The organism is Methylobacterium sp. AC315 (assembly GCF_979253755.1).
The window spans coordinates 120,161-146,624 of record NZ_CEEDEA010000006.1 but is presented as its reverse complement, the minus strand read 5'-3'; the positions used below and the strand labels follow the sequence as shown (position 1 = coordinate 146,624).

Annotated in this window: 24 protein-coding genes; 12 read left to right on the top strand and 12 right to left on the bottom strand. The window is 69.1% G+C overall.

Translation table 11 applies throughout. The features are described from left to right. The first annotated feature begins 289 nt into the window (after window positions 1-289). Window positions 290-817, top strand: coding sequence for a GcrA family cell cycle regulator (locus AC0IY0_RS12840; protein WP_471763980.1), 528 nt, complete (start codon window positions 290-292; stop codon window positions 815-817). 10 nt (window positions 818-827) lie between these two features. Here the strand turns inward: AC0IY0_RS12840 and AC0IY0_RS12835 are convergent, their stop codons facing one another. Next, window positions 828-1,748 carry a TAXI family TRAP transporter solute-binding subunit gene (locus AC0IY0_RS12835; RefSeq protein WP_471763979.1) on the bottom strand — a complete coding sequence of 307 codons (921 nt, stop codon included), beginning with the start codon at window positions 1,746-1,748 and terminating at the stop codon, window positions 828-830. A 300-nt stretch (window positions 1,749-2,048) separates the two neighbouring features. On the opposite strand from AC0IY0_RS12835, the gene cysK reads away from it, so the two are divergent. The 5 genes from cysK (at window position 2,049) to AC0IY0_RS12810 (ending at window position 4,839) form a co-directional block, all read left to right on the top strand. Next, window positions 2,049-3,023: a cysteine synthase A gene (gene cysK / locus AC0IY0_RS12830; RefSeq protein ID WP_147906798.1), complete on the top strand. Its 975-nt coding sequence runs from the start codon at window positions 2,049-2,051 to the stop codon at window positions 3,021-3,023. Between the two features lie 422 nt (window positions 3,024-3,445). Beyond that, window positions 3,446-3,943 carry a hypothetical protein gene (locus AC0IY0_RS12825; protein WP_147906797.1) on the top strand — a complete coding sequence of 166 codons (498 nt, stop codon included), beginning with the start codon at window positions 3,446-3,448 and terminating at the stop codon, window positions 3,941-3,943. A 106-nt stretch (window positions 3,944-4,049) separates the two neighbouring features. Further along, a complete protein-coding gene (locus AC0IY0_RS12820; RefSeq protein ID WP_147906796.1) occupies window positions 4,050-4,376 on the top strand; it encodes a hypothetical protein in 327 nt (108 codons plus the stop codon). Continuing rightward, window positions 4,376-4,690 carry a hypothetical protein gene (locus AC0IY0_RS12815; RefSeq protein ID WP_147906795.1) on the top strand — a complete coding sequence of 105 codons (315 nt, stop codon included), beginning with the start codon at window positions 4,376-4,378 and terminating at the stop codon, window positions 4,688-4,690. The genes AC0IY0_RS12820 and AC0IY0_RS12815 overlap by 1 nt, the downstream gene beginning before the upstream one ends. Beyond that, window positions 4,687-4,839 carry a hypothetical protein gene (locus tag AC0IY0_RS12810; RefSeq protein WP_187193374.1) on the top strand — a complete coding sequence of 51 codons (153 nt, stop codon included), beginning with the start codon at window positions 4,687-4,689 and terminating at the stop codon, window positions 4,837-4,839. Before AC0IY0_RS12815 ends, AC0IY0_RS12810 begins: the two co-directional genes overlap by 4 nt. A 232-nt stretch (window positions 4,840-5,071) precedes the next feature. On the opposite strand, the gene AC0IY0_RS12805 is transcribed toward AC0IY0_RS12810, so the two are convergent. Continuing rightward, the gene (locus AC0IY0_RS12805; RefSeq protein WP_348642414.1) at window positions 5,072-5,311 is read right to left on the bottom strand and encodes an RAG2 PHD domain containing protein; all 240 of its coding nucleotides are present in this window, start codon (window positions 5,309-5,311) and stop codon (window positions 5,072-5,074) included. Between the two features lie 126 nt (window positions 5,312-5,437). Continuing rightward, window positions 5,438-7,264, bottom strand: a complete 1,827-nt coding sequence (gene typA / locus AC0IY0_RS12800) for a translational GTPase TypA (RefSeq protein WP_147937600.1) — start codon at window positions 7,262-7,264, stop codon at window positions 5,438-5,440. 835 nt (window positions 7,265-8,099) lie between these two features. On the opposite strand from typA, the gene AC0IY0_RS12795 reads away from it, so the two are divergent. Both AC0IY0_RS12795 and AC0IY0_RS12790 read left to right on the top strand, forming a co-directional pair. Continuing rightward, a complete protein-coding gene (locus tag AC0IY0_RS12795; protein ID WP_147906793.1) occupies window positions 8,100-10,748 on the top strand; it encodes an ABC transporter ATP-binding protein in 2,649 nt (882 codons plus the stop codon). Window positions 10,749-10,833: 85 nt separating this feature from the next. Next, window positions 10,834-12,270, top strand: coding sequence for a cytochrome P450 (locus AC0IY0_RS12790; RefSeq protein ID WP_471763978.1), 1,437 nt, complete (start codon window positions 10,834-10,836; stop codon window positions 12,268-12,270). Here the strand turns inward: AC0IY0_RS12790 and AC0IY0_RS12785 are convergent. The 5 genes from AC0IY0_RS12785 to minC (AC0IY0_RS12765) form a co-directional block, all read right to left on the bottom strand. Further along, window positions 12,260-13,144: an alpha/beta fold hydrolase gene (locus AC0IY0_RS12785; protein ID WP_471763977.1), complete on the bottom strand. Its 885-nt coding sequence runs from the start codon at window positions 13,142-13,144 to the stop codon at window positions 12,260-12,262. The two genes, AC0IY0_RS12790 and AC0IY0_RS12785, sit on opposite strands and share 11 nt — an antisense overlap. 153 nt (window positions 13,145-13,297) lie before the next feature. Next, a complete protein-coding gene (gene minE / locus AC0IY0_RS12780; protein ID WP_007561229.1) occupies window positions 13,298-13,636 on the bottom strand; it encodes a cell division topological specificity factor MinE in 339 nt (112 codons plus the stop codon). After that, a complete protein-coding gene (minD, locus tag AC0IY0_RS12775; protein ID WP_147906791.1) occupies window positions 13,633-14,448 on the bottom strand; it encodes a septum site-determining protein MinD in 816 nt (271 codons plus the stop codon). Before minD ends, minE begins: the two co-directional genes overlap by 4 nt. Before the next feature lie 29 nt (window positions 14,449-14,477). Beyond that, on the bottom strand, window positions 14,478-15,206 hold the full coding sequence (gene minC / locus AC0IY0_RS12770; protein ID WP_147896683.1) for a septum site-determining protein MinC: 729 nt from the start codon (window positions 15,204-15,206) through the stop codon (window positions 14,478-14,480). A 374-nt stretch (window positions 15,207-15,580) separates the two neighbouring features. After that, the gene (minC, locus tag AC0IY0_RS12765) at window positions 15,581-16,333 is read right to left on the bottom strand and encodes a septum site-determining protein MinC (protein ID WP_471763975.1); all 753 of its coding nucleotides are present in this window, start codon (window positions 16,331-16,333) and stop codon (window positions 15,581-15,583) included. Window positions 16,334-16,443: 110 nt separating this feature from the next. Between minC (AC0IY0_RS12765) and addA the strand changes: the two genes are divergently transcribed. After that, entirely contained in the window at window positions 16,444-19,932 is a 3,489-nt protein-coding gene (gene addA, locus AC0IY0_RS12760) for a double-strand break repair helicase AddA (protein ID WP_471763974.1), read from the top strand. Between the two features lie 467 nt (window positions 19,933-20,399). Next, window positions 20,400-20,723 carry a thioredoxin gene (trxA, locus tag AC0IY0_RS12755; RefSeq protein WP_007561219.1) on the top strand — a complete coding sequence of 108 codons (324 nt, stop codon included), beginning with the start codon at window positions 20,400-20,402 and terminating at the stop codon, window positions 20,721-20,723. Between the two features lie 119 nt (window positions 20,724-20,842). Here trxA and AC0IY0_RS12750 read toward each other — a convergent pair whose 3' ends face one another. The 4 genes from AC0IY0_RS12750 to trpA all read right to left on the bottom strand — a co-directional run bounded on the left by AC0IY0_RS12750 (window position 20,843) and on the right by trpA (window position 25,098). Then, entirely contained in the window at window positions 20,843-21,736 is an 894-nt protein-coding gene (locus tag AC0IY0_RS12750; protein ID WP_147937606.1) for an outer membrane protein, read from the bottom strand. 206 nt (window positions 21,737-21,942) lie between these two features. Beyond that, window positions 21,943-23,268, bottom strand: coding sequence for a bifunctional folylpolyglutamate synthase/dihydrofolate synthase (locus AC0IY0_RS12745; RefSeq protein ID WP_147906786.1), 1,326 nt, complete (start codon window positions 23,266-23,268; stop codon window positions 21,943-21,945). Window positions 23,269-23,276: 8 nt separating this feature from the next. Beyond that, window positions 23,277-24,176: an acetyl-CoA carboxylase, carboxyltransferase subunit beta gene (gene accD, locus AC0IY0_RS12740; protein WP_147906785.1), complete on the bottom strand. Its 900-nt coding sequence runs from the start codon at window positions 24,174-24,176 to the stop codon at window positions 23,277-23,279. An 82-nt stretch (window positions 24,177-24,258) separates the two neighbouring features. After that, window positions 24,259-25,098 (bottom strand): tryptophan synthase subunit alpha, encoded by an 840-nt coding sequence (gene trpA, locus AC0IY0_RS12735; protein WP_147906784.1) that lies wholly within the window; start codon window positions 25,096-25,098, stop codon window positions 24,259-24,261. 188 nt (window positions 25,099-25,286) lie between these two features. Here trpA and AC0IY0_RS12730 point away from each other — a divergent pair, with 188 nt between their 5' ends. Together AC0IY0_RS12730 and AC0IY0_RS12725 are read left to right on the top strand one after the other, a co-directional pair. Next, window positions 25,287-25,523: a hypothetical protein gene (locus tag AC0IY0_RS12730; RefSeq protein ID WP_147906783.1), complete on the top strand. Its 237-nt coding sequence runs from the start codon at window positions 25,287-25,289 to the stop codon at window positions 25,521-25,523. Between the two features lie 84 nt (window positions 25,524-25,607). Continuing rightward, the gene (locus tag AC0IY0_RS12725) at window positions 25,608-26,285 is read left to right on the top strand and encodes an HAD family hydrolase (protein ID WP_471763972.1); all 678 of its coding nucleotides are present in this window, start codon (window positions 25,608-25,610) and stop codon (window positions 26,283-26,285) included. Window positions 26,286-26,464: the final 179 nt, after the last annotated feature.

Genomic DNA, 26,464 nt, shown 5'->3' with positions numbered 1-26,464 from the left:
GCCCTCCGGCGACGGGTAACCACCTTCCAAGGCCGACCGGGCATTGCCGGTGGACAGGGGGCGACTCGGGCAATGAGCCGCCCTTGCAAGCGGCGCGAGCGCCGCGCTAGGGTCCGGTCGTGGCCTGACGAGACAGGGTGTCGCACGTGGTGCGGCAGCCGACGCGCATGGGTGACGCGCACGGGTGCGGTTCGCACGGCTCTTGATGAGCTGCGAGGGTCTTGATCGGCCCGGAACGCCTTGCGTCACCTCGGCTGAGCGCGCGGGCCGCAGGGGGCGGAGGGGGACTATGGAAGCGGGCCTGAGCTGGACAGATGATCGCGTGGCGCTCCTGCGCCGGCTGTGGGAAGACGGGCAAAGCGCGAGCAAGATTGCGGCGCAGCTCGGCGGCGTCACCCGCAACGCGGTGATCGGCAAAGTGCATCGCCTCGGCCTGGGCGGTCGCGCCCGGGGCGCCGAAGAGGCTCCCGCTTCAACGCCAACCCCCAAGGCCGTCGAGATCGAGACCGCCATCGCGGTGGTCGAGACGCAGGCTCCTGAGCCGGTGGTGATCCTGGCGCATCGGCCGGCACCGGTCTTCCCGACGCCGGCCCCCGCCCCCGAGCCGGTGGCCCTGGCGGTGTCGAAGCGGGTCACGATCATGGACCTGCGGGAATCCATGTGCCGGTGGCCACTGGGCGATCCGACCACGCCGGAGTTCCGGTTCTGCGGCGCGCGCTCGATCACAGGATTGCCGTACTGCACCCACCACGCCGAAATTGCCTACCAGCCCGCCGCCGAGCGCAAGCGCGACCGCCGCGTCGCCTCGTTCCGGTAGAGACCGGGCGTCAGCGAACCGAAACGCCGGTCTCGCCGAGATAGCGCAGGGTGCCGGGGTTGAGCTGGGATGCCGGCACGACCCCGGCGAGATTCCTGGGATGGGTGTCCGCACCTTGCGGATGCCGCGCAGCCATGTCGGCCCGGGCCAGCGCGCGGACGATTCGGAAAGCCGTCTCCGGATCGAAGCCCGGTCGCACCAGGACGAGGCTCCATGAGCCCACCGTCTCGATTGCGACGGGCTGCCCGGCGAAGCTGCCGGCCGGCACGGTCAGGCGCTTGAGAGCCGCGCCGGGTCGTGCGAGGCGCGCGATGCCGGCTTCGGATGGGCCGAAGAAGCGTGCGCCGCCCGGCGCATTCGCCATCGCGATGAAACCGGGCCATCCGAGACCGCCGCCCCAGAGCGCGTCAGCACGGCCATCCTGAACCATGGGCGGGCCGTCGCCCGCCCGGTCGAGCAGGATCGGGCGGATGTCGTGCGCCGGGTCGAGGCCCGACGCTTCGAGGACACTGCCGCCCATGACGGTCAATCCGGACTTGTGCGTGCCCAGCACCACCGTCCGCCCGCGCAGATCCTCGACGGAGTGGATCGGGCTCGCTGCCGGGACGGCGAACAAGCCCGGCGTGGGATACATCGGAGCCAGGACCGTGAGGCCGCCGGGCTCGGCCAGTGCGGGATAGGCGTATTCCCCCTGGATCAGCGCCAGATCGACCCGGCCGGCCCGCAGGAGCGCGACATTCTCCGCCGATCCGCCGCTCGCGCGCGTCTCGATAGTCAGATCGGGATCCGCCGCCTTGATCGCCATCGCGAAGGCGTCCCCGAAAGCCGGGAAGCCGCCGCCGGCCGTCGCGGTGGCGAGCACGACGTGCGCCGTCTCGGCGGCCCGCGCGGTTCGGGCAACCAGAAGGCCGAGAGCCGCCGTGAGAGCCACGCGGCGAGTCGCTGCGGCACCATCGCGTTCCATGTGACACCTCTATCGGACGGCTTACCGCGATCGCTTCGGGAGAACAATATTCCACAAAAGCCCTGCGCGTCAGCGACGGTCTCCCATATTCGTCTTCAATCCACGGAATTGGCAAAAAGAACTTTCGTACAGGCCACTTAGCCTAATTGCACCGGGTTCGGCGACGCGATATCGCAGCCTCCCGTCTGCCGGCCTGCCGCGGCCCCCCTTGGCCCGGACCGCGCGGACCCGACATCTGTTCGACCCGTCACCTGCAGGAGTTCCGCGATGGCCGATTCCCTCAACGCGCCGGCGAAGGTCGGCCACGGCCGTGTCTACGGCTCGATCACAGAGACCATCGGCAACACTCCGTTGGTGCGCCTCAACCGCCTGCCCAAGGAGCACGGCGTCGATGCCGAGATCCTGCTGAAGCTCGAGTTCTTCAACCCGATCTCCAGCGTGAAGGATCGGATCGGCGTCAACATGATCGACGCCCTCGAAGCCTCGGGCAAGCTGCAGCCGGGCGGTACGCTGGTCGAGCCGACATCCGGCAATACCGGAATCGCGTTGGCCTTCGTGGCCGCGGCCCGCGGCTACAGGCTGATCCTGGTGATGCCCGAGACGATGTCCATCGAGCGGCGCAAGATGCTGGCGTTTCTCGGCGCCGAACTGGCGCTGACCCCGGGTGCACAGGGCATGAAGGGCGCTATCGCCAAGGCGGAGGAACTGCTGAAGGAGATCCCCGGCTCGGTGATGCCGCAGCAATTCTCGAACCCGGCCAACCCCGAGATCCATCGGAAGACCACCGCCGAGGAGATCTGGACCGACACGGGCGGCAAGCTCGACGCGTTCGTGGCCGGCGTCGGCACGGGCGGGACGGTGACCGGTGTCGGCGAGGTCTTGAAGCCGCGCCTGCCGGGGCTGCAAGTCTTCGCCGTCGAGCCGGTGGATTCGCCGGTCATCTCCGGAGGCCAGCCCGGTCCGCACAAGATCCAGGGCATCGGCGCGGGCTTCATCCCCGGTAACCTGCACACGGACATCCTCGACGGCGTCCTCAAGGTCTCCAACGACACCGCCTTCGAGACCTCACGGGCGCTGGCCCGCCTCGAGGGTATCCCGGGCGGCATCTCCACCGGCGGCAACGTCGCCGCAGCGCTTGAGCTGGCCAAGCGGCCGGAGTTCCAGGGCAAGCGAATCGTCACGATCGCCTGCTCGTTCGCCGAGCGCTACATCTCGTCAGCTCTGTTCGACGGAATCGGCTAGCCCGATCCGAGGCAGATACCGTTTCAAGCCGCGCCGGCTCTCAAGCAGCCGGCGCGGCTTTAACTGTGATCTTTCAATACGAAATTCGATTCGCTCCGGAAGTGGACGGTCACAAAGCCGGGCAACGAAATTGCCTCGCCTTGGCGCAATCTTTCGAAAACTTTTTTACAATAAAGACGTCTTAGTTATTGTAAATTTTAGCTAATAATCGGCTTGCTAGTGCTGTTATGCGGCGTTCAATGTTGCAGTAATTTCAGTTACTTAACAAATAAGCAACATTGCCTTCTGGCGTCACTCGCGATCTTCGCGTCGCGGGACAACGCATTCCCAGGAGTACCTTGGAAATCCTTTGCGCATCGGTCATCTGATTTCAGGGATACCGCCCGACGCCGGCGAACCCGTGACCGGATGGATTGGCCCCTATGCGTTACCTCCTCATACTTCTCGGCTGCCTCGTTGCCCCGGCCGCGCGGGCGCAAGGCTTCGTCAGCCACGACCTCACGGGCCTCTTGGACCCGGTCCGCGTCGCGATCGGCAGCATGGCAACCGTCCAGGCGACTCCGTTGGACCTCAACCTGACCTGCTCCCCGTGCAAGGGATCGCCGAACGTCGAGGTTCAACTCGGACGCCTGACCGACGGGACCGAGAAGCGCGTACGGACCGGCGAGACATCACTGGCGAAACTCGAATCGCTCTGCATCAAGCAGAACCCCGATTGCCGCCTCTCAGCCCTGCCGGTCAGTCCGGCGGTCGGGTGGATCACCGTCTATGCGCTGGGGAATGGCGGGGGATCGACCGCAGTGATCCTGCGTGACGGCGACCTGCTGACGATCCAGGCCCGGGCGGACAGTCCCGGACACGCCGAGGATGCGGTGTTGGCGCTGACGCAGAACGTCGTGCCGAAGATCGTGGGCCCTTGAGGCCTCAGTCGCACGATCAACCCGAGCTGGACCGGCTGGCCCGACGCAACCCTGACCACCCGCCCCCGTTGTCCCGCCACAGCGCGACGAACGAGAGGCAGCAGCCATGGCAGATCAGACGAAACGGCCGTCGTTGAAGGACTTCGACGCCAATGCCGACCGCAACGGCCAGGATCTCGGCCAGGACTCGCCCCTCGACGTGGGATTGCCGGCCAACACCCAGGCCGACCTGAAGCGCAATCCGGCCGGCGACGCAGAGGCGGCCCGAATCGCGTCCGGAACGCCCGGATCGGATGCTACGGACGCAACCGAGGCCGAGACACCCCCGGAGAACCTGAAGAAGCTTCAGGGCGATTTCGGCAAGGGCGCGAACATGAACGAGGCCATCGATCGTGCAACCGCGGCGGTCGGCCAAGACGACGGGAAGCGCTGATGGCCCGGCTCACCAGCGATTCCGGCACGGTCACCCGCAAGCCCGACGACACGGTGGGCACGCCGGGTGAACACCCTGCGGGTGGCGGTCATCAGACCTCCGAACAGGCGGCGATCACCGATATGGGGGGAGCCGGCGCGCCGAAGGCCGAGCCCAAGGAAGGTTGGGGTCAATCCGGCGAGCCCGGACGGGCACCACCAGCGGTCGGCGGTTCCTCGGGCGGTCATTCGGACCAGAAGGCATCCCGCGGCCCAGCCGCCGATGAGAAAGTCGCCGACGGCCATTACCGCGTCGAGCAGGAGCATAAACCGTGAGCGAGCGCGAAGATCCGAAGCCGAAGAAGCCGGCCAACGTCGCCCCCGACGCGGTAAAGGACCCAAACGAGAAGACCGACGGTAAACCTGGGATGGGCCCCCAGGGCGGAGACAGCCAAAACGACGAAACCGACCCGGGCAGCAGTTGAGAGCCCGTTCAAGAAACGATGGCGATGGGGTTGTGCCTCGTCGTCAGCGGCAGGCTGCGGCTACGCGTTCACGGCCTTTTCGGCGCCAAAGTGCGACGGCCTGACATCACACGAAGCAGAATGGCAGTCCGACGGCGAACGTTTTGGGATCTGGCGAAAAACGCCATTGCCCGCGCGGACACAGCGAAGCGGGCCCTCGCCCAACGGCCCGAAACCAAAGCGTCCGTGGTTTTTACGACACGCGGAAGTTGAGCGGCTCGACAGCCAGCGCGACCTCGTCCGGGCGGCAGCCAGTTACGGCACAGGCGTAGCGGATGGCGTCCCGCTGGGTCCGGAACAATCCCCCTGCCCTGCCGCCGGTCTCCACGGCGATCCAGCGGCCGTCTCCGTCCTGACCGACCCGAAAAGGTGCAGCCGGGCGAGCCTGCTGGCTGGAATGCGGGTCGATGGGCATCGAGATCACTGGGTTCACGCGGCCCACCCGGGACGGGCCGCCAAGGCAATCTGCCCTGGCAACGCTGTCCTGTGGGTCAACAAGGGACCAGCCTATAGTCCCGTCGGCAACCGAAGCTGAGTGCCCGGTTGCCGCGCATTCAGCTCAGGCGGCAGTGTCCTTAGACGACCGCTCGACGCGCTTGCGGTCGTTCGGGTCCAGCACCGTCTTGCGCAACCGGATCGACTTCGGCGTCACCTCGACCAGTTCGTCGTCCTGGATCCAGGCGAGCGAACGCTCGAGGGTCATGCGGATCGGCGGCGTCAGGCGAACGGCCTCGTCCTTCGAGGTGGTGCGAATGTTGGTGAGCTTCTTGCCCTTGAGCACGTTCACCTCGAGATCGTTCTCGCGGTTATGCTCGCCGATGATCATGCCCTGATAAACCTTCCAGCCGGGCTCGATCATCATCGGGCCGCGATCCTCGAGGTTCCACATGGCGTAGGCCACGGCCTCGCCCTTGTCGTTGGAGATCAGCACGCCGTTGCGCCGGCCCGCGATCTCGCCCTTGAAAGGCTCGTAGGCCTTGAACAGGCGGTTCATGATCGCCGTGCCGCGGGTGTCGGTGAGCAACTCACCCTGGTAGCCGATCAGGCCGCGGGTCGGGGCGTGGAACACGAGGCGCAGGCGATCGCCGCCCGAAGGGCGCATCTCCAGCATCTCGGCCTTCCGCTCCGACATCTTCTGGACGACGACGCCGGAATGCTCCTCGTCGACGTCGATCACGACCTCCTCGATCGGCTCGAGGAGCTCGCCGCTCTCGTCCTTCTCGTAGACGACGCGGGGACGGGAGACAGCGATCTCGAAGCCCTCGCGCCGCATGGTCTCGATCAAGATGGCGAGCTGAAGCTCACCACGGCCGGACACGTAGAACGAGTCCTTGTCGGACGCTTCCTCGATCTTGAGCGTGACGTTACCCTCGCCCTCCTTGAACAGGCGATCGCGGATCATGCGGCTGGTGACCTTGTCACCCTCGGTGCCGGCAAGCGGCGAATCGTTGACGATGAACGACATGGTCACGGTCGGTGGATCGATCGGCTGAGCCTGGATCGGGGTGTCCACCTGGGGATCGCAGAACGTGTCGGCCACCGTACCCTTGATCAGGCCGGCGATCGAGACGATGTCGCCCGCCTCGCCGATATCGATCGGCGCGCGCTCCAGGCCCCGGAAGGCCAAAATCTTGGAGACGCGGCCGGTCTCAACCACCTTGCCGTCCCGCGACAGTACCTTGATCTGCTGGTTCGGCTTGACGGTACCGGAGGCTATGCGGCCGGTAATGATGCGACCGAGGAACGGGTTGGCCTCCAGCAGGGTGCCGAGCATCCGGAACGGACCTTCCTCGACCTTGGCCGGCGGCACGTGCTTGAGCACGAGTTCGAACAGCGGCTTGAGGCCCACCGACGGATCCGCCTCGGGGGTGTCGGCCATCCAGCCGTTGCGGCCTGACCCGTACAAGATCGGAAAATCGAGCTGCTCGTCGGTGGCGTCGAGCGCCGCGAACAGGTCGAACACCTCGTTCACGACCTCGTTGATGCGCGCATCTGGACGATCGACCTTGTTGATCGCCACGATCGGGCGGAGACCGATCTTGAGGGCCTTGCCGACCACGAACTTGGTCTGGGGCATCGGCCCCTCGGCGGCATCCACCAGCACGATCACGCCATCGACCATCGACAGGATGCGCTCGACCTCACCGCCGAAATCGGCGTGGCCGGGGGTGTCGACGATGTTGACGCGGGTGTCCTCCCACACGACCGAGGTCGCCTTGGCCAGGATCGTGATGCCACGCTCCTTCTCCAAGTCGTTGGAGTCCATCGCCCGCTCCTCGACCCGCTGATTCTCGCGGAAGGTGCCGGACTGGGCCAGCAGCTTGTCGACGAGCGTCGTCTTGCCGTGGTCGACGTGGGCAATGATGGCGATGTTGCGCAGATTCATGGTGGCCCGAAACGGGTTGTGCCGGCTCCCTGGCGGCCGCGCGGCGCGGCCGTCCGCGCCGGGTGAGGTACGGAGTCGTGATGGTTGCGTCGCAATATAAGCCCGCGCGCCCCGCGGCAAGGCCGCCGCACGCATGCCGGTGTATTACGGAACGCCCATACCCCAATAAACCACAGGTCGCGACAGAGAATTCACTGGCGGAAGAAATCGAAATTCGCGCGCTCGCACACGTGTATCTTCGCGGACGCCGGCTACGGTGATTGTCGGGCGTCGTTCCATTGGCGATCGACCGTCGTCCGCGCGGGCCGGCTGGCGGTGGCGATTCGCCGCCCCTCCCCGTCCGAGACCGGCAGCGGGACATGGGCCCAAACGGGCGGATCCGATGACCAGGCATAGAAGAACGGCACGCGAGACGGCGATCGGCAGCGGCATGGACGCGTCGGCCGCCCGCCTCGATTCGGCACCGCGTCGATCGTGTTGCGCGCCTTCGGTGGTGCGGCCGAGATGCGCCGGCCGGAGCTGGTGCGTTCAAGGCGACCTAAAGCGATCGCTCCGATCCGCAGCGCCGTACGGACGCGCAGTCTTCGCTGGTAGCCGTTCCGTGATCGAAGGGTGCCGCCGGGTGGCCGGCATGCCCTATATGACGCCGCGATGACGCTGCCGTCCGGCCTCAAAGCAGTGACGTCATCGTGCCGCCGCGCTGACGATCGCGCGCGGCGTCGAGCCCGAGGGATGGAACCGCGTCGTTCGATGGAGTTTTCGCTCAGATCTGTGCGTGCGCGCACACCCGGCTCGCATCGATTTCGCCAGGACGGGCTTTCACCGGACGGATCCGATGCGCGAGCTTGAGCCGCGGCTCTTCCCGTATATCTGGCGCTACTCGAAGGCCGACCAGCTCAAGATCTGCGCGGTGGTCCTGGCCTCGCTGCCGTTCTACTTCGCCTCCCTCGATCTGCCCAAGCGCATCGTCAACGATGCCATCACCGGCAAGGCCTTCGCGCACGGCGAGGCGACCGCACCCTTCCTGGAGATCACGATCGATTGGCCGGACCTGCTGGGCGGCGGGACGACGCGGCTGTTCGAGGGCTTCCAGTTCGACCGGTTCGAGCTGCTGCTGGGCCTCTCGACCCTGTTCCTCACGCTCGTCCTGATCAACGGCGCCTTCAAGTTCTGGATCAACCTGCAGAAGGGTATTCTGGGCGAGCGGATGCTGCGCCGGCTGCGCTATCAGCTGTTCTCCCTGATGCTGCGCTTTACCCCCGAGGCGCAGCGGGAGGTGAAATCCTCAGAGACGGCGACGATCATCCGGGACGAGGTCGAGCCGATCGGCTCGTTCATCGGCGACGCGATCGTGGTGCCGGTCTTCCTGGGAACCCAGGCAGCCACCGCCCTGGCGTTCATCATGATGCAGAACATCTGGCTCGGCCTCGCGGCCGGCGGGATGGTGGCGGTGCAGATGACCGTGATCCCGCGCCTCCGGCGCCAGATCATCCTGCTGAGCCGCCAGCGCCAGATCGCCTCCCGCAACCTCGCGGGCCGGGTCGCCGAAGTGCTCGACGGCCTGCCGGCGGTGACGCTCAACGACACCGGACGTTGGGAACGGGCCGAAATCGGCGGCCGGCTGTACAGCCTCTACGACCTGCGCCTGCGCATCTATCGGCGAAAATTCGCGGTCAAGTACCTGAACAACCTGCTCGCGCAGGTGACGCCGTTCCTGTTCTACGCCATCGGCGGCGTGTTCGCGCTCAAGGGCGAGCTCGATATCGGCCAGCTCGTGGCGGTGCTCGCCGCCTATCGCGATCTCCCACCTCCCCTGAAGGAGCTGATCGACTGGGATCAGCAGCGCCTCGACGTCGAGGTGAAGTACGAGACCGTGGCGGCGCATTTCGGGCCGCAGCGCCTCCAGCCGGCGGAACGGGACTCGCGGGCGACACTGCCACGCCTCGGCGGACCGCTGCGCGTGGAGGCGCTGGCGCTGCGGGATCCCCAGGGGGGGCTGCCGATCGAGACCACGGACGTCGAGGCCGATCTGCCGTCTCGGCTCGCGCTGGTGCCGCCGGGGCCGATCGCACAGGAATTCGCTCGGGTGCTCGCTGGGCTGCGCGTCCCGCCCGGCGGCACGGTCCGGGTCGGCGATCACGACCTGTCGACCCTGCCGCGGGCCGTCCGCTCCCGCCGTATCGCCTTCGCGGATCTCGAACCCGTCCTGTTCCCCGGGACGGTGCGCGACAACCTGCTGTACGGGCTACGAATCCAGCCGCTGCGGACCCGCGGCATCGATCTCAGCAAGACGCGGATCAACGAGGCGGTGAAGACCGGCAATCCGGCGGACAGCATCGACGATCCCTGGATCGACTACGCCCGGTTCGGCGTCCGCGATGCCCGCGAACTCGACGAACGCCTGCTAGACCTGATGTTCCGCCTGGATCTCGGCGACGACCTCTATCGATTCGGTTTAGGAGCCCTGAGCACGGTCGTCCACGACACGCCGGCAGGCCGCCGCATGATCGCCGCCCGGGAGCATCTGCGCGAGCATTTCGCCAAGAGTGGGCTCGCGGACCTCGTGATCCCGTTCTCGCGGGGCAGCTTCAACGCGCAGGCGACCGTCGCCGAGAACCTGATGTTCGGGGTTCCGCGCGACCCGACGCTGACGGATCCGCGACGGCTCGCGGGGGTGCGCCTGTTCCGCGAAGCGCTGGAGCGGGTGAAGCTGCTGGACGAACTCGACCGCATGGGCGTGGCGATCGCCCAGAACCTCAAGGACATCTTCGCCGACGTGCCGCCCGGTCACCCGCTGTTCCGGCGCTTCTCGCTGATCACCCCGGACGCCCTGCCCGATTACCTGCGCCGGCTCGCCCGCTTGCCCGCGGAGGGCCGGCTGGACGAGGCGGACAGCGTGGCGTTCATGGCGCTCGCCCTCGCCTACGTCGAGCCGCGGATGCGCTTCGGCCTGCTCGACCAGCCGCTCCTGCTCCGGATCGTCGGGGCGCGGGGCGTGGTCCAGGCGTTCATGCACGGGCACGACGGCTGCGACATCGAATCGTACGACCCGAACCGGATCAATCCGCGCAGCACCGTCCTCGACAACCTGCTGTTCGGCCGTATCGACACGGCGCGCATGCACGGCGAGGCGATCATCCAGCGCGAGGCCCGGGCGGTGTTCCGCGAGTTCGACTTGGAGCGCCCGGTCCAGCGGCGTGGCCTCGACAAGCAGGTCGGCAATCGCGGCCAGCTGCTCACCGAGCGTGTGCGTGTCCGGATCGGCCTGGCACGGGCGCTGCTGCGCGATCCGGAGATCCTGGTGGTGGACCGGGTGAGCGAGCAGTTGGAGCGTGGGGTCGATACGCTGCTCGACGTGACGGGCGCGGTGCTACCCCATGGCAGTCTCGTGGCGAGCCTGTCGAGCGAGGCCGAGGCGGCCCGCTTTCCAGCACGATTGCAGCTTCGGCCGAACGAGTCCCGCCTGCGCAACGCCGCCGAGTGAGTCGCGCTTGACGGTGCCGGGGCGCACGACCGGGGCGAACCGACGGTTTACAGTCCGGCGCGACTCCGGCACAGAATGGGCGGACATGCCCCCATCATCGGACGCGATCGCGACTTCGGACCGGACGGATCCGAGCCTCGCCGGCCTTCCGCGCCTGGTGCCGCCGCACCCGGCCCTGGCGGAGCGCGAGCTTCCGCTTCCGGACTATCTACGCTCCATCCGCGACAACGGCCTGGCGGGCTTCCCCCGGCGCGCGTTCGAGGAGCCGATCACACGCCGCGGCCTGCTCGGGCGGTCGAGCTACGTCCTGAACAACCCCGAGGCGATCCGGCACTTCCTGGTGGAGAACCAGGCCAATTACGCCCGCACCACCGGGACGATGCGGATCCTGCGGCCGATCCTGGGCGACGGCCTGCTGATCAGCGAAGGCTCGGCCTGGCGCCACCAGCGCCGCACACTGGCGCCGGCATTCACGCCCCGGGCGATCGATGGCCTCGTGCCGCACATCGCCGCTGCCGTGAACGACGGGATGGATCGCATCGTCTCCGAGGCGGCCGAGGGTCCGATCGACCTGTTCGCAGCCTTCCATCGGCTGGCGCTCGAGATCGCCGGGCGGAGCATGTTCTCGGTCGGGATGGACCGGTACGGTCCGGAGCTGCGCGACTTCATCGCCGAGTACAGCGTCAAGATCGGCCGCCCGCACCTCCTCGACATCGTGATCCCGCCCGGCTGGCCGGTGCCGCTCGATTGGGCCCGGGGGCGGTTCCGGCGACGGTGGATCCCGTTCCTCGACCGTATCATCGCGGCCCGCCAGGCTGCGGCACGGGACGAGGGCCATTCCGGAGACCTGCTCGACCTGCTCGCCACCGCCCGCAACCCCGATACCGGCGCGCCGTTCAGTGCGGCCGAATTGCGGGACCAGGTCGCAACCATGATCCTGGCCGGCCACGAGACCACGGCCGGCACCCTGTTCTGGGCCGCCTACATGCTGGCGCTCGCCCCCGAACTGCAGGAGCGGCTTGCCGCCGAGGCGCGGGCCGCCGACCTCAGCAATCCGACCGGCTGCCAGAGCGACGGGCGCCTGCCACTGATCCGGGCGACGGTGGACGAGACCCTGCGCCTGTACCCGGCGGCGTTCGTGATCGTGCGGCGGGCGCTCGGCCCGGACACCCTCGCCGGCCATCCCGTCAGGAAGAGCGACATCGTGATGGTGAGCCCTTGGGTGCTTCACCGGCACCGGTTGCTCTGGTCGGACCCGGAAGCGTTCGACCCCGGACGCTTCCTGCCCGACGCGAAGCCGCCGGCGCGGTTCTCCTACCTGCCCTTCGGGGCCGGCCCGCGCGTCTGCATCGGCGCCCAATTCGCGCTGATCGAGACGGTGCTGTCACTGGCACGGCTGCTGGCCCGGTTCCGGCTCGAACTGGAGGACCGGGAACCGATCCTGCCCCACGCCGTGGTCACCACGCAGCCTCAGCGCTTCGCGAAGTTCCGGCTCATCCCGCGGGAGCCGGTCAGCCCTTGATACCCGTGATGGTGGTCGAGATCGCCCGCGGATCCCGCAGCGGCCAGCGCCCGGCCTCGACCTGCGCCAGGAACTCACCCAGCAGGCGGTTGTAGGCGTCGGGCTCCTCGACGCTGAGCGCGTGGCCGGTATTGGGCAGGATCGCCAGCGCGGCCGACGGGATGACCTGTTTCAGCATCAGGCTCGGAGCGAGGCAGGGCCAGTCCTCATCGCCGGAAACGATCAGGGTCGGCACGGCGATCTGCGCCAGCGCATTCTGCAGGTCGTACAATGACGGTCGTCCCTTCTGCACACCCGCCTGGGTGTTGGCCGATCCGGTCGCCGAATGCTCGGCCAGCATGCGCTTGAATTCGGCGTGCCCGCGGGGATCCTTGGTCTCGAACTGGACCCGGGTCGGCCCGTAGGCATAGCGCTCGGCGAAAGCCTCCATGCCGTCCCGCCGCAGGATCGTCGCGGTTGCCTCGGCCTCGGCGCGAAACAGGTCCTGCCGGTCGGGTTCCGCGCCGTAGCCGCAGCCGCCGAGGCACAGGGACAGGGCGCGGTGGGGATGGCGCAGCCCGAAGTGCAGGGTCGCGAAGGCGCCCATCGAGATTCCGGCCACGTGGGCGCGCGCAGCGCCGATATGATCGAGGATCGCCAGGATGTCGTCGGCGGCGCGGGCCTGCGAATAAGCCGAGACGGCGTCCGGAACGTCGGACGGCGGGTAACCCCGGGCGTTGAACGCGATGGCGCGATAGCGTCGGCTAAAATGGCGAAGCTGCGCCTCGTAGCTGCGGTGGTCCCCCGCGAACTCGTGCACGAAGATCAGCGGCGTACCGCGTCCGCTCTCCTCGTAATGGAGGCGGATCCCGTCATCCGTGAGGGCGCTCGGCACGGTCCATTCTCCCGACGCGATCGACGGCCTATCGCCGCCGAAGCGAGATGGGGCGTAACCACGCGTGGTCGAGATCGACATGACGAAGCCGCGCCCGGCTTCGCGGGCGCGGCTTGCGCAGGTTCGTGCAGGCGGTGACGATCCCGGCCCGGCTCAAGCGGCCTTCTTGGCGGCGGGTTTGCGCCCGACTTTGTTGGCCGCGACCTCGGCGAGCTTGGCCGCCAGCTTCGCATCGAGCTTGGCCGAGGCACCGAGCGGAAGCTCGATGTCGAGGCCCAGCGTCGAGACGCCCTCGCCGCGCTCCAGGGTGACCTTCACCTTGTCCGGCTCGACCGAGACGTGGTTGGCGATCACCGCCAGGATCTCCTCGCGGAGCTGGATCACCAGGTCGGGGCGACCCGACTCGGCGCGCTCGTGGGCGAGGATCAGTTGCAGGCGGTCGCGGGCGACCGCGCCGGAATTGCGCTTCTGGAAGATGCCGAGGATGCTCATGCCGCCCTCCGCATGAACAGCTTGTCGAGGAACGACTTCCGCTCGGTCGGCATGCTCATCGGCACGTCCTCGCCCTTCAGCCGGCGCGCCGCATCGGCGTAGGCCCGCGCCGGGGCACAGAGGGGGTTGTTGAGGGTGACCGGGCAGCCGAGGTTCGAAGCGCGCAGCACTTCCTGGCTCTCGGGGATGATCGCGAGCAGCGGGATCGACAGGATGTCGAGCACGTCCTCGGTCTTGAGCATGTCGCCGCGGTCGGCCCGCATTGGGTCGTAGCGGGTGAGGATGAGGTGCTTCTCCATCTCCTCGCCCTTCTCCGCCTTGGCGGTCTTGGAATCGAGCAGCCCGATGATCCGATCGGAGTCGCGCACCGAGGAGACCTCGGGATTGGTCACCACCACGGCCACGTCGGCGTGGTGCATGGCGAGCTGGGCGCCGCGCTCGATGCCGGCGGGCGAGTCGCACACCACCCAGTCGAACCGGTCACGCAGCTCTTCCATCACCCGGGCGACGCCCGCATCGGTGAGCGCGTCCTTGTCGCGGGTCTGCGAGGCCGGCAGCAGGTGCAGGGTGTCGAGCCGCTTGTCCTTGATCAGGGCCTGCGGCAGCTTTGCGTCGCCGTTGACGACGTTGATGAGGTCATAGACCACCCGGCGCTCGGCACCCATGACCAGGTCGAGGTTGCGCAGGCCGACGTCGAAATCGACGACGCACACGCTCTGTCCACCCTGTGCCAGGGCCGCTCCGAGGGCCGCGGTCGTCGTCGTCTTGCCGACGCCGCCCTTGCCCGATGTGACGACGAGAACCTTTGCCACGCGTCGATCTCCCTTGATCCAGAACTGGATTAATCCAGGCTTGCCATTCGGATGTTGCCGCCATCGAGCCAGACCTGAGCGGCCTTGCCGCGCAGGGCCGTGCCCATGTCCTCCGCCGTCCGCACAAGGCGGTCGATCCCCAGCAACTCGGGCTCGAATTTGCGGCAGTAGATTCGTGCGCGCGGGTTGCGCGCGGCACCGGCGATCGCGCGACCGCGCAGAGCGCCGTAGACGTGGATCGACCCGCCGGCGAGGATCTCGGCCCCCGAGGAGACCGACCCCATCACGGTTACGTCGCCGGTCGGGTTGATCACGCTCTGACCGGAGCGGACCGAGCCTTCGACGGTGATCGAGGTGACCACCTGCGGCTCCGGCTCGGCGGGCGCCGCCGGCATCTCGACCGTGTCCGACGGACGCCCCTGCACCAGCAGCGGTGGGAATCCAGCAGCGACGGCGTCGATCCCCTCGATCCCCAGAACCGTGATGCCACGGGCCTTGAGTTCGTTCATTAACGTTTCGAGCGCGTCCGGCTCAGGCTTGAACTGGGCGCAATCCAGGATGACGGCCCGGCCTTTCAGCAGGGTCGGCGAGCGCTTCAGCGCCGCGTCGAGGCCCGCAAGCCACTCGGGAAGCGGCGGCTCGGGGGTGAGGGCGAGGCCCTTGAACGCCCGCCCGCGAAGGCTGAGCGGCCGGGGCGCAGGAGCCGCCGCGGGGGCGGTCTGCGGGTCGTCGATCGGCTCGGGGAGGGTTTCGCTCATGTCGGCCCGTTAAGAGTCCTTACCGGACCATTGACGGCTGGCATGGTTACCGAAGGGTTAAGTTTTGGATCCGGTCGGCAAATTCTGCCGGGATCCTGGTATCGGCGGATCTGTGCGGTCCTCGGACCCCGTCATCGGGGACAATCCGCACCTCAGCGTTTGCGTCCCGCCCGTCGGCACGCGAGCGCCTGAGGGGTCGCCTAATTCGTCTTAAACATCGACAAGAAAACGTATTTCTCGCGGCGCTGTTTCAGGCCTCGCGTTTGCGATCGAACCGTCAAATCTTCGCATAGTCCGGCGTCAGACCATCCGGCGGGGAAATGGATTCCGACCGTTCGGCGGGCGGGCGCCCGGGAGGACGGTAGGCCGCTTCCTTACCCGCGCTCGAAAAGGCTGAGCTTGATCGCGTCCTCCACGAGCCGCACCTCCACGGCCTGCCCCTGGAAGGTCGGGTCGAGGTCGTCGGCGGCGCGGTAGAGGCCGTCGATCGCCACCAGTTCCGGCTCGAATCGACGGCACCAGATCCGAGCGCCGGGATTGCCGGCGGCGCCCGCGACCGCGCGGCCGCGCAGGGCCCCGTAGACGTGGATCGACCCGCCCGCGATTACCTCGGCCCCCGAGGCCACGGCGCCGAGCACAGTCACGTCGCCTTCGAGATGCAGCACGGTCTGGCCCGAGCGCACCGGGGCATCCAGGATCAGCGACCGGGCGATCTCCTTGGCGGCCGGCTCGGCGGGCGCATCCTCACCCGGGGTGGCGACCTCGCCGGCCGGGCGGCCGCCCGAGAGCGCCGGCGGCAGTTCGGGGGTGAGGATCGCGGGCGGCGCGCCCTCGATGCCCAGGATCGCGATCCGGCGGACGGCGAGTTCGGCGAGCAGGCCGTCGAGATCCTCGCGGGTGAGTCGCAGACCGGCGAGGTCGAGGATCACCGGCCGGCCGGCGAAGAAGTTGGGCGCGCGGCGGTTCAGGGCGTCGAGGTCGCCGAGCCACTCGGCCACGGGCGGCACGGGGGCGAGCACGGTGGCCATGAAGGAGCGGCCGCGGAAGCGGATCGGCGGGCGCGCCGGCTCGGATGTCGGCTGGGTCACGGGCGTTTTCGGTGTCGCGTGGCGGGTGGCTGCATCCATGCGGCGCGGCTGCGCCGGGGGCAATCCCGCAACGCCCGGTGTGACGCCTTGCTCGGCCCGCGGCGGCGTTTCTGTTGTAGAGAGGTCCGCCAGCCGACCCGGACGAGACCTTGAGCAGCGTACCCGCGTCCAGACCCTTCGTCGTCGACGACCTGACCCAGGCCAACCAGCGCCGGGCGGCCGATCCCCGCGCCTCGGCCTGGGTGTCGGCCAATGCCGGTGCGGGCAAGACCAAGGTGCTCACCGACCGCGTCGTGCGGCTGCTCCTCGATGGGGCACCCCCGGGCCGGATCCTGTGTCTGACCTTCACCAAGGCGGCGGCCGCCAATATGGCGATCCGGGTGTTTCGCCTGCTCGGCCGCTGGGTGACGCTCGACGATGCCGCGCTGGCGGCGGAGCTCGTGGCGCTGACCGGCGAGCGCGCCGACGCCGAGCGCCTGCGCATGGCGCGGCGGCTGTTCGCCCGGGCGGTGGAGACGCCGGGGGGCCTGAAGATCGAGACGCTGCACGCCCTGTGCGAACGGCTGCTGCACATGTTCCCGTTCGAGGCGAACGTTCCGGCGCGGTTCGTGGTGCTCGACGAGACCAAGGCCCGGGAAATCTTCGACATCGAGATGGCCAACGTGCTGGCCGACGCGGTGTCGAATGGCGACACGCCGCTCAGTGAGGCGCTGGCGCGGGTCACCCCGGAGGCGACGGGCGACACCCTGCGGGCGGCGATCCGCTCGGCGTTGCGTGCGCGAAGTCTGATCGGCGACCGCGCCCTTATGGACCGTTCCTTCGCAGACCTGCACGGGGCACTCGGGCTAGCCGACGAAGAGAACGCGGAGGCTGTCGAGGCCACGATCCTGGACGGCGGCCAGGGCTGCAGACCCGAGGACCGGCCGGCGCTGATCACGGGATTGCGCACCGGCAAGGCCAACGACGAGAAGCTCGCCGACGCCCTGGCGGGGGCCGAGGCCGAGCGGGCGCGATCCGAGGATCTGCCGGACCGGTCCGAGGCGCTCGATCTCTACCGTGGGGTGTTCTTCACCCAGAAGGACGAGCCCAAGGCCGACACCAGCCTCGGCACAAAGGGTGTCCCACCCGACGTGAAGGCGAGCCTGATCGCCGAGCGCGACCGGCTGGAACCGCTGTTCGATCACTTGCGCGCCGCGCGGGCGCATGCCCGCACCCAGGCCCTGTTCCAGCTCGCCGCCGAGATCCACCGCCGGGTCGAGGCCCAGAAGGCCCGGCTCGGCGCGCTCGATTTCGACGACCTGATCCACAAGGCCCTGGACCTGCTGGCCCGGGTAGGGGCCGGCTGGGTGCTGTACAAGCTCGACCGCGGCATCGACCACGTGCTGGTCGACGAGGCGCAGGATACCAACCCGGAGCAGTGGGAGATCCTGCGGGCGATCACCCAGGAATTCGCCGCCGGCGAGGGCGCCCGGGCCGGGACCCGGACCCGGTTCGCGGTGGGCGACCCGAAACAGTCGATCTACGGCTTCCAGGGTGCCGAGCCACGGGAATTCGCGCTCACCAGGGCGGCCTGGATCCAGGAATCGCGGGCGGCCGGCCTGACGTTCGAGGACGTGCCGCTGACCCTGTCGTTCCGCTCGACCGGGATGGTGCTCCAGGCGGTCGATGCGGTATTCGCCCTCGACGCGCACAACGAGGGCCTGTCGTTCGAAGACGTCGCCCGTCGGACCGTTCATGCCAGCGCCCGGCCGGGCGCCCCCGGGGCCGTCGAGTTGTGGCCGATCGCCGAGCCCGAGCCCGCCCCGGAGCCGGATGCCTGGACGGCGCCCGTGGACGCGCCCGAGACCAGCGCCCCGGCGATCGTCACCGCACGGCGTGTGGCGCAGGCGGTGCGCACCTGGACGATCCAGGGCGACGCCACCGGCCGGGTCTGGCGGCCCGGCGACGTGCTGGTCCTGGTCCGCAAGCGCGGCCCGGCCTTCGAGGAGGTGATCCGGTCCCTGAAGGGCCTCGGCGTCCCTGTCGCCGGCCAGGACCGGCTGGAGGTCTCGGCCCATATCGCGGTGGCCGACCTCGTGGCCGCCGGACGGGCCGGCCTGCTGCCGGCCGACGATTTGACGCTCGCCACCGCGCTCAAGACGCCGCTGGTCGGCCTCACCGACGAGGATCTGGTCCGGCTCGCCGCACGCCGGGACCTGTCCGAGACCCTGGAGGATTCCCTGCACCGGCACGCCGATGCTGGGGATGCCGCGGCGATCCGCGGGCTCGCCGCGCTCTCGGACTGGATCGCCCTGGCGGGTCTGCACGGCCCGTTCGGCTTCTATGCGCGGCTGCTCGGGCCGCAGGGCGGGCGGGCCAAGCTGGTTGCCCGGCTCGGGGGCGAGGCCGGCGACGCCATCGACGTCTTCCTGGCCGCCGCCGCCCAGGCCGAGACCGGCGAGGACGCGCCCTCGCTCGGCGGCTTTCTGGCCCGCTACGTGGGTGCCGAGGCCGGCCACACGGTCAAGCGCGACATGGAATCGGGCCGCGACGAGGTCCGGGTGATGACCGTGCACGGAGCCAAGGGCTTGGAGGCGCCGGTCGTCGTGGTGATCGACGGCTGCGAGCCGCTCGGGCGCAACGACCCGCCGCTTCTGCCGCTGCCGGCCGGCCGCGCGATGCTGCCGCCGGTCTGGTCCAGCGGGAAGACGCAGGATTGCGCCGCCACCGGCGAGGCCCGCGCGGCCCTGCTCGCCCGGGCGCGGCAGGAGCACAACCGCCTGCTCTACGTGGCGATGACCCGGGCCGCCGACCGGCTGATCGTAGCGCCGTTCCGGGGCCACGAGCGCGAGAGCGAGGCCGCCTGGTGCCGGATGGTCCGGGCCGGGCTGGAAGCCGCCCTCGGCACCGGGCAGGCCCTGGAGCTGCCCTACGGACCCGCAACGCTCTGGCAGGACGGCGTCGAGACGCAGCACCGTCCGCCGGAGACGCCGTCGCCGATCGCGTTGACGAAGCCGGAGCCGGATTGGCTGCGCAGCCCCGTGCCGCCGGAACCAGAGATCCCGGTCCTCAACCCGTCCGGCGCCCTGCAGGCGGCCGACGGCACCCGGGTGCCCCCGCCGCGCCTCGCGGACGCCCAGGCGCGGCGTCGGGGCATCCTGATCCATTCCCTGCTGCAGCACCTGCCCCGGGTCGAGCCCGGACGCCGGGAGGCGGCCGGCCTCGCCTTCGTGCGAGCCCGCGCCCCCGGCCTGCCGCGGCCTGCAACCTCGGGCATCGTCCGATCGGTGATGCGGATCATCGACGATCCGGACCTGGCCCCCCTGTTCGCAGCCGACGCCCGAGCGGAGGTGAACCTGTCCGGCCATGTCAGGGCCGGCGGCGGCGAACGGGTGGTGCGGGGCCGCGTCGACCGCCTCTCCGTCGCGGCCGACACGATCCGGATCGCCGACTTCAAGACCGGCCGCCCACCGCCCGAGGACGCACCGCTACCGCCTACGGAAGCCGGACAGATCGCGCTCTACGCGCACCTGCTCGGCGAGATTTATCCGGACCGGACGATTCGGCCGATGCTGATCTGGACGTCGGGTCCGGTGATCCGGACGCTGAGCGCGGCCGATATCCGGTCGGCGCTGGACCAAGCCGGAATCGAGGGCTGACTTCCTCATGTCCGAGTCGGGACGGCTGCGCCCGGGACCGATGGCGCCCGATCGAATCAATCCGGTCTCCCGGCGCACGCCGTGATTGGAGACGCAGCGCGGCAAGCCAGGGCGGCGCGCGATCTCAGTCGGGTGTGGTTGACTGAGTCGCTTCTCCGGGATCGCGCATCGTTGTCTTCGGACATCCAGCGGCCGACGTTCGAAACGATGTTTTTGGGGGGACCGCGAAAAGCGTCCGCTCGGGAAAAAACCGCACCGCGACAGTCTTTTCCGAAAGGGCGTTCTCTCAGCCCCCCCGGTCCCGCATGCGCCAGCGCACATCGTGACGCGCCTCCCGTGCCGCCGCGCCGTGCGGCCTGCGCGGCTTCTTGACCGCGCGGCGGCCCGTCGCCAAGTCTGATCGAACCGCGCGGGCCCCTGCCCGTCCGAGGCCGCCCGATCGGCGGCCGGTTCTGAAAGGTGACGTTATGGCGACGGTCAAAGTAACCGACGCGAGCTTCGAGCAGGACGTTCTCAAGTCCGCCGAGCCCGTCGTGGTTGATTTCTGGGCGGAATGGTGCGGCCCCTGCCGCCAGATCGGCCCGGCGCTCGAAGAGATCGCCACCGATCTCCAGGGCAAGGTGAAGATCGCCAAGGTCAACGTCGACGAGAACCCGCAGATCGCCGCCCAGTACGGCATCCGCTCGATCCCGACGCTGCTGCTGTTCAAGAACGGCGAGCGGGTCGACCAGAAGGTCGGCGCTGCCCCGAAGGGCGACCTCTCCCGCTGGATCGGCGCGCAGGTCGCGTAAGCGACTGACATTTTCGGGTGTCACGTCAAAAAGAAAGCCCGGCCGAGAGGCCGGGCTTTCTCCGTTTCGAGACCCGTTTTCAAGTCCCGGGCTTTGCGCCCGGGACCATGCGCTCGGTCTTAGTACGAGCCGAACTTGTAGTTCAGACCGGCGCGGACGACGGCGAAGTCGTTCGTGTTCCGGCTGGACGTGGCAACGGAGTAGACCGGCAGGACGCCAGCGCCGGTGACGGCAGCACCGACCAGCGGCAGGCCGGTGCGGTTGCGGTCGAGGCTCACGTACAGACCTTCGACCTTGAACGTCACGGCCGAGGACCGGAAGAAGTTCAGGAACGAATCGGTGGGGAGCGCGAACTCGGCGCCGCCGCCGACGGTGTAGCCGGTCTTGAAGTCGTCCCGACGGCCGGCGAAGTTCTGCAGGCCGACGCGGGCGCCGTCATCGGTGCCGGTGGCGTAGGCGAAGCCGCCGGTGGCGTACACGAGGGTCTTGTCGAAGGCGTAGCCGAGGCGGCCGCGCACGGTGCCGAAGAAGTCCAGCGTGTTCAGCGTGCCGTTGACCGGAACGAAGGACGGGTTGATGGCGCCGGCGTTCGTGGCGTAGCGCGGACGGCCACCGAAATCGAGGTACTGGGCGTCGGCCTCGAAGCCGATCACGATACCCGAGCCCGGGGTGAACTGATAGTTGTAGCCGATCTGACCACCGCCCGAGAAACCTTCGCGGTTGTTGCGGTTGTAGATCAGCGAGGAGCCGAGCGGCGCCAGGGCGCGGTACGGCACAAGGCCACCGGCGGTCTGGACGGCCGGGCTCCCGGCGGTCTGGACGAAGCCGCGGTTGCTGTCGCTGCTGCTGGCATCGAAGCCGTAGCCGGCGTTGATACCGAAGTAGAAGCCAGTCCAGGTGAACACCGGAACGGGGGTGAACACCGGCGGCGGAGCGCGGCGCGGCAGGTCGGCGGCGGTGGCCGCCGCGGTCAGCGCGGTGAACGCCGCCAGAGAGGTGAGAAGCGTCTTCATTACTGTGATCCCCAGCACAAGCCCGATCGACGCCAAAGCTAGGCGATTGGTCCTGACGAGGATGTAGCTAAGCTGCCACAGCAGGGTGAAAGCGTAGCCGTTGGAGGCAATTCGCGCCTCCGAATGCGGCGAATCGACGGCGCTTGCCGGGCCACTAACCGAAACGCCGAGAAAAGCCAGCGCTCAAGACAAAGGCGCGCGCCGAATCAGACGGGGGGCGTGTCGTTGGCGGCGAGCACAAGTCCGGCCAAGTACAGCGAGCCGCAGATCAGGATCCGCGGCGGCTGCTCGAAGGCGATGTCTTTCACCTGACCGAGGGCGGCCTCGACGCTCGGGGCGGTCCGGGTCGAGAGACCGACCGCCTCGCCGATGCGTGCCACCTCCTCGGCCGGCCGTGCCGCCAACGAGGTGGTGATCGGGACCGCGATGAGCGCCCGGGCCAGCCCGACGAAGTTGCGCAGGAAGCCGTCGGCGTCCTTAGTGCTCAGCAAGCCGACGATCAGTACCAGCGGCACGTCGCTGCGTTCGCCGAGATCGGCCATGGCGGCGGCGAGGATCCGGCCGCCGTCGATGTTGTGACCGCCGTCGAGCCACAGCTCCGCGCCGGGCTCGAGCTGTGCGGCGAGGCGGCCACGGCCGAGTCGCTGCAGCCGGCCGGGCCAATCGACCTCCGTGAGGCCCCGCTCCAGCGCGGCGTTGCCGATATCGCCGAATCCAGCGGCCCGCAGAGCCGTGATCGCGGTGGCGGCGTTCACCAGTTGGTGGCGCCCGGCGAGCCGCGGCCGGGGCAGGTCGAACAGGTCGGTCTCGTCCTGGTAGACCATGCGGCCGCGCTCGTCGTGCGCGGAGAAATCCTGGTTGCCGACCCGGATCGGGGTCGCGCCCACGGCTTCGGCGTGCCGGCAGAGCACGGCGTCCGCCTCGGCATAATCCTGCGCCGCGATCACCGCCGGGCAGCCGCGCTTGAAGATCCCGGCCTTCTCGGCAGCCACCGATTCGACCGTGTCGCCGAGATACTCGGCATGGTCGCGCCCGATCGGCGTGACGACCGCGCAGGCCGGCTGGGCGATGACGTTGGTGGCGTCGAGCCGGCCGCCCAGCCCGACCTCGAGCAGCAGCACGTCGGCCGGGCTCTCGGAGAACAGCAGCAAGGCCGCCGCCGTGGTGATCTCGAACATGGTGATCGGTTGGCCGTCGTTGGCGGCCTCGCAACGCGAGAACGCGTCGGCCAGCCGATCCTCGTCCACGAACTGGCCGCCGCCGATGCCGCCGAGCCGGATCCGCTCGTGGAACCGCACGAGGTGCGGCGAGGTGTAGACGTGGGCCGCCAGGCTCCCGGCCTCCAGGATCGCCCGCATGAACGCGATGGTCGAGCCCTTGCCGTTGGTCCCGGCGACGTGGATCACCGGCGGCAGGCGCCGCTCCGGGTGGTTCAGCCGGGCCAGCAAGCGCTCGATCCGCCCCAGCGACAGGTCGATGGTGCGCGGATGGAGCGCGAGGAATCGCGCCATGAGGGCATCGGAGGAGGCCATGGCGTGGCCTAAGCCGCCGCCTGGGCGGGGACGACCGGCGTCTCGGGCGTCGCGGCGTTGGTCAGCAGGCCGCAGATCCGTGCGATCGTCTCCTTGAGGGCGTGCCGGTGGACCACTTGGTCGACCATGCCGTGCTCGCGCAGGTACTCGGCCCGCTGGAAGCCGTCCGGCAGCTTTTCCCGGATGGTCTGCTCGATCACCCGGGGGCCGGCGAAGCAGATCAGCGCGCCCGGCTCGGCCAGGTGCACGTCGCCCAGCATGGCGTAGGAGGCGGTGACGCCGCCGGTGGTCGGGTTGGTCAGCACCACGATGTAGGGCAGGCGCGCGGCGTTCAGCCGGCGCACCGCCACGGTTGTCCGGGGCATCTGCATCAGCGACAGGATGCCCTCCTGCATGCGCGCCCCGCCGGAGGCCGAGAACAGCACGTAGGGGGTGCGCTTCTCCAGGGCGGTCTCGGCGCCGCGGACGAAGGCCTCGCCGGCCGCCATGCCCAGCGAGCCGGCCATGAAGCCGAATTCCTGTGCCGCCAGCGTCATGGGCAGGCCGCCGACCCGGCCGAAGCCGATCTTGAACGCGTCCTGCAGGCCGGTCTTTGCGCGAGCCTCCTTGAGGCGGTCGACGTAGCGCTTCTCGTCGCGGAACTTGAGCGGGTCGACGGCGACCTCGGGGAGCGCCACGTCGATCCAGGTGCCCTCGTCGAACATCATCTTGAGGCGCGCGGCGGCGCTCATCTTGAGGTGATGCTCGGAGCCGGGGATCACCCAGTGATTGGCCTCCACCTCCTTGTGGAACACCATCTGGCCGGTATCCGGGCACTTGACCCAGAGGTTCTCCGGCGTCTCGCGCTTGAACAGGGTCTTGATCCGGGGGCGCACGACCTCCGAGATCCAGTTCATCGGTTCGACCATCGACTCGCGTCCGTTCGCTTCAAGCTCGCGCTGATATCAGGTGCCGTGTTCGCCGCCGCCAGGGCGCGCGGTGATCCGGGGTTCAGGCCGCCCGGTCCGCGCCGCCCGCGCGCACGCCGGCCGCGAGTTCGCGGACCAGGGCCGCCACCGCGGGGACGGTGCCGGCTTGCGGCCGGCCCTCGGAATCCAGCCCGCGGACCAGGGTGTCCACCAGCGCCGAGCCGACCACGACGCCGTCGGCACCCTTGGCGATCGCCGTCGCGTGGGCGCCGGTCTTCACCCCGAACCCCACCACCACGGGCAGGTCGGTGTGGCGGCGAATGCGGGCGACCGCCTCCGAGACCTTGCCGAAATCCGGCGTCGCCGTGCCGGTGATCCCGGTGATCGACACGTAGTAGACGAAGCCCGCGGTGTTCGCGAGGACGGCCGGCAGGCGGCGCTCGTCGGTGGTCGGCGTGGCGAGCCGGATGAAGGCGAGCCCCTTGGCCAAAGCCGGCAGGCACAGCTCGGTATCCTCCTCCGGCGGCAGGTCGACCACGATCAGCCCGTCGACACCGGCCGCCACCGCGTCGTCGAGGAACCGCTCGACCCCGTAGGTGTGGATCGGGTTGAAGTAGCCCATCAGCACGATCGGCGTGCCGTCGTTCTCCGCCCGGAAGCGGCGCACGAGGTCGAGCGTGCCGGCGACACCCTGGCCGGCCTTGAGGGCGCGCAGGCCCGCGGCCTGGATCGCCGGGCCGTCGGCCATCGGGTCGGTGAACGGCAGGCCGAACTCCAGGATGTCGGCGCCGGCGCCGGGCAGCGCCTTCAGGACCTCCAGGGAGGTCTCCGGATCGGGATCGCCCGCCATCACGTAGGTGACGAGGACGGCCCGGTTCTCCGCGCGGGCCCGGGCGAAGGTGGCGTCGATGCGGCTCGGCATGGCTCTGATACGGTTTTCGCGCGTACGGACCGGATCCGGTCCAGGGTTGTATCCGCGCTACACCATCGGCGTCGGCCCGTGAAGCGCTCGCCCCTGCGGCCACGGCGTCTGCACCCGGCCGCCTTGTCGCGCCGATCCCGGACTCCATCTCCCGGCGTCCACACCACCTGGATGATGAGGAGCGAGACATGGCGAAGGCCGACAAGCACCACATGGGACCGGGCGGTCAGGGCAAGAGCTCGGGCACCGGCGGCATGACCGAGCTTCCGGACGGCGTGCTGGGCGAGAACGATGTCCTGAGCAACCGGGACAAGTCCCGCCACAGCGACGAGCGCGGACTCGACAGCAAGGCGGTCCAGACCGACCAATACCAGGACCACGCGGCCAACCGTCAGGCGCCCGGCTCCGAGACCTCGGACACCTGACGCCGGCTGGCGATGACCGGACGGACGGCGGCCGTGCGTGCGGCGCGGTTGTCCGCCCGCCCGGGTCCGCGTAGCCCTCCGGGCATGACTTCTCATATCCTGCCCCGAATCGCGCCGACGCGCCGCTTCGCCGCCTTCCTGTTCGACATGGACGGCACGATCATCAGCTCGATCGCCTCCGCCGAGCGCGCCTGGACGCGTTGGGCGCAGGGCCACGGCCTCGACGTGGCGACCTTTCTGCCGACCATTCACGGGGTCCGCTCGGTGGACACGATCCGCCGGCTCGGCCTGCCCGGGGTCGACCCGGAGGCCGAGGCCGCGGCGATCACCCGGGCCGAGATCGACGATGTCGGCGACATCGTCGAGATCCCGGGGGCCCGGGCGTTCCTGCGCGCGCTGCCGCCGGAGCGCTGGGCGATCGTGACCTCGGCGCCGAGGGCGCTCGCCCTGCGCCGCCTGGACGCCGCCACCATGCCGGTCCCGACCCTGCTGATCGCCGCCGAAGATATCGCCCGGGGCAAGCCCGCGCCGGATTGTTTCCTGCTGGGTGCCGAGCGCCTGGGCGTGGCGGCCTCGGATTGCCTCGTCTTCGAGGACGCGCCAGCCGGCATCCAGGCCGGCGAGGCGGCGGGCGCCAGCGTCGTGGTGGTCACCGCGACCCACCACGCGCCAATCGAGACGACGCACGCGACGATTCCGGATTACCGGGCGCTGACGGTCGATGCCGGGCCGGACGGGTTGCGCATCCTGTCCGTCGGGTGAGGACGCTCGGTGCGGTCGAGCAGGGCAATCGCATACGGACATACGATCCGCCGATATTTCAGGTCTGACGTCGCCGCATGAAGCATCAACCCGTCATCCCGGGGCGCCGCTTTGCGGCCCCGGAACGACGGGATGGATTATCCTGTGTTCGCCAGAACGCCGCTTGCAGGTTGGATGAG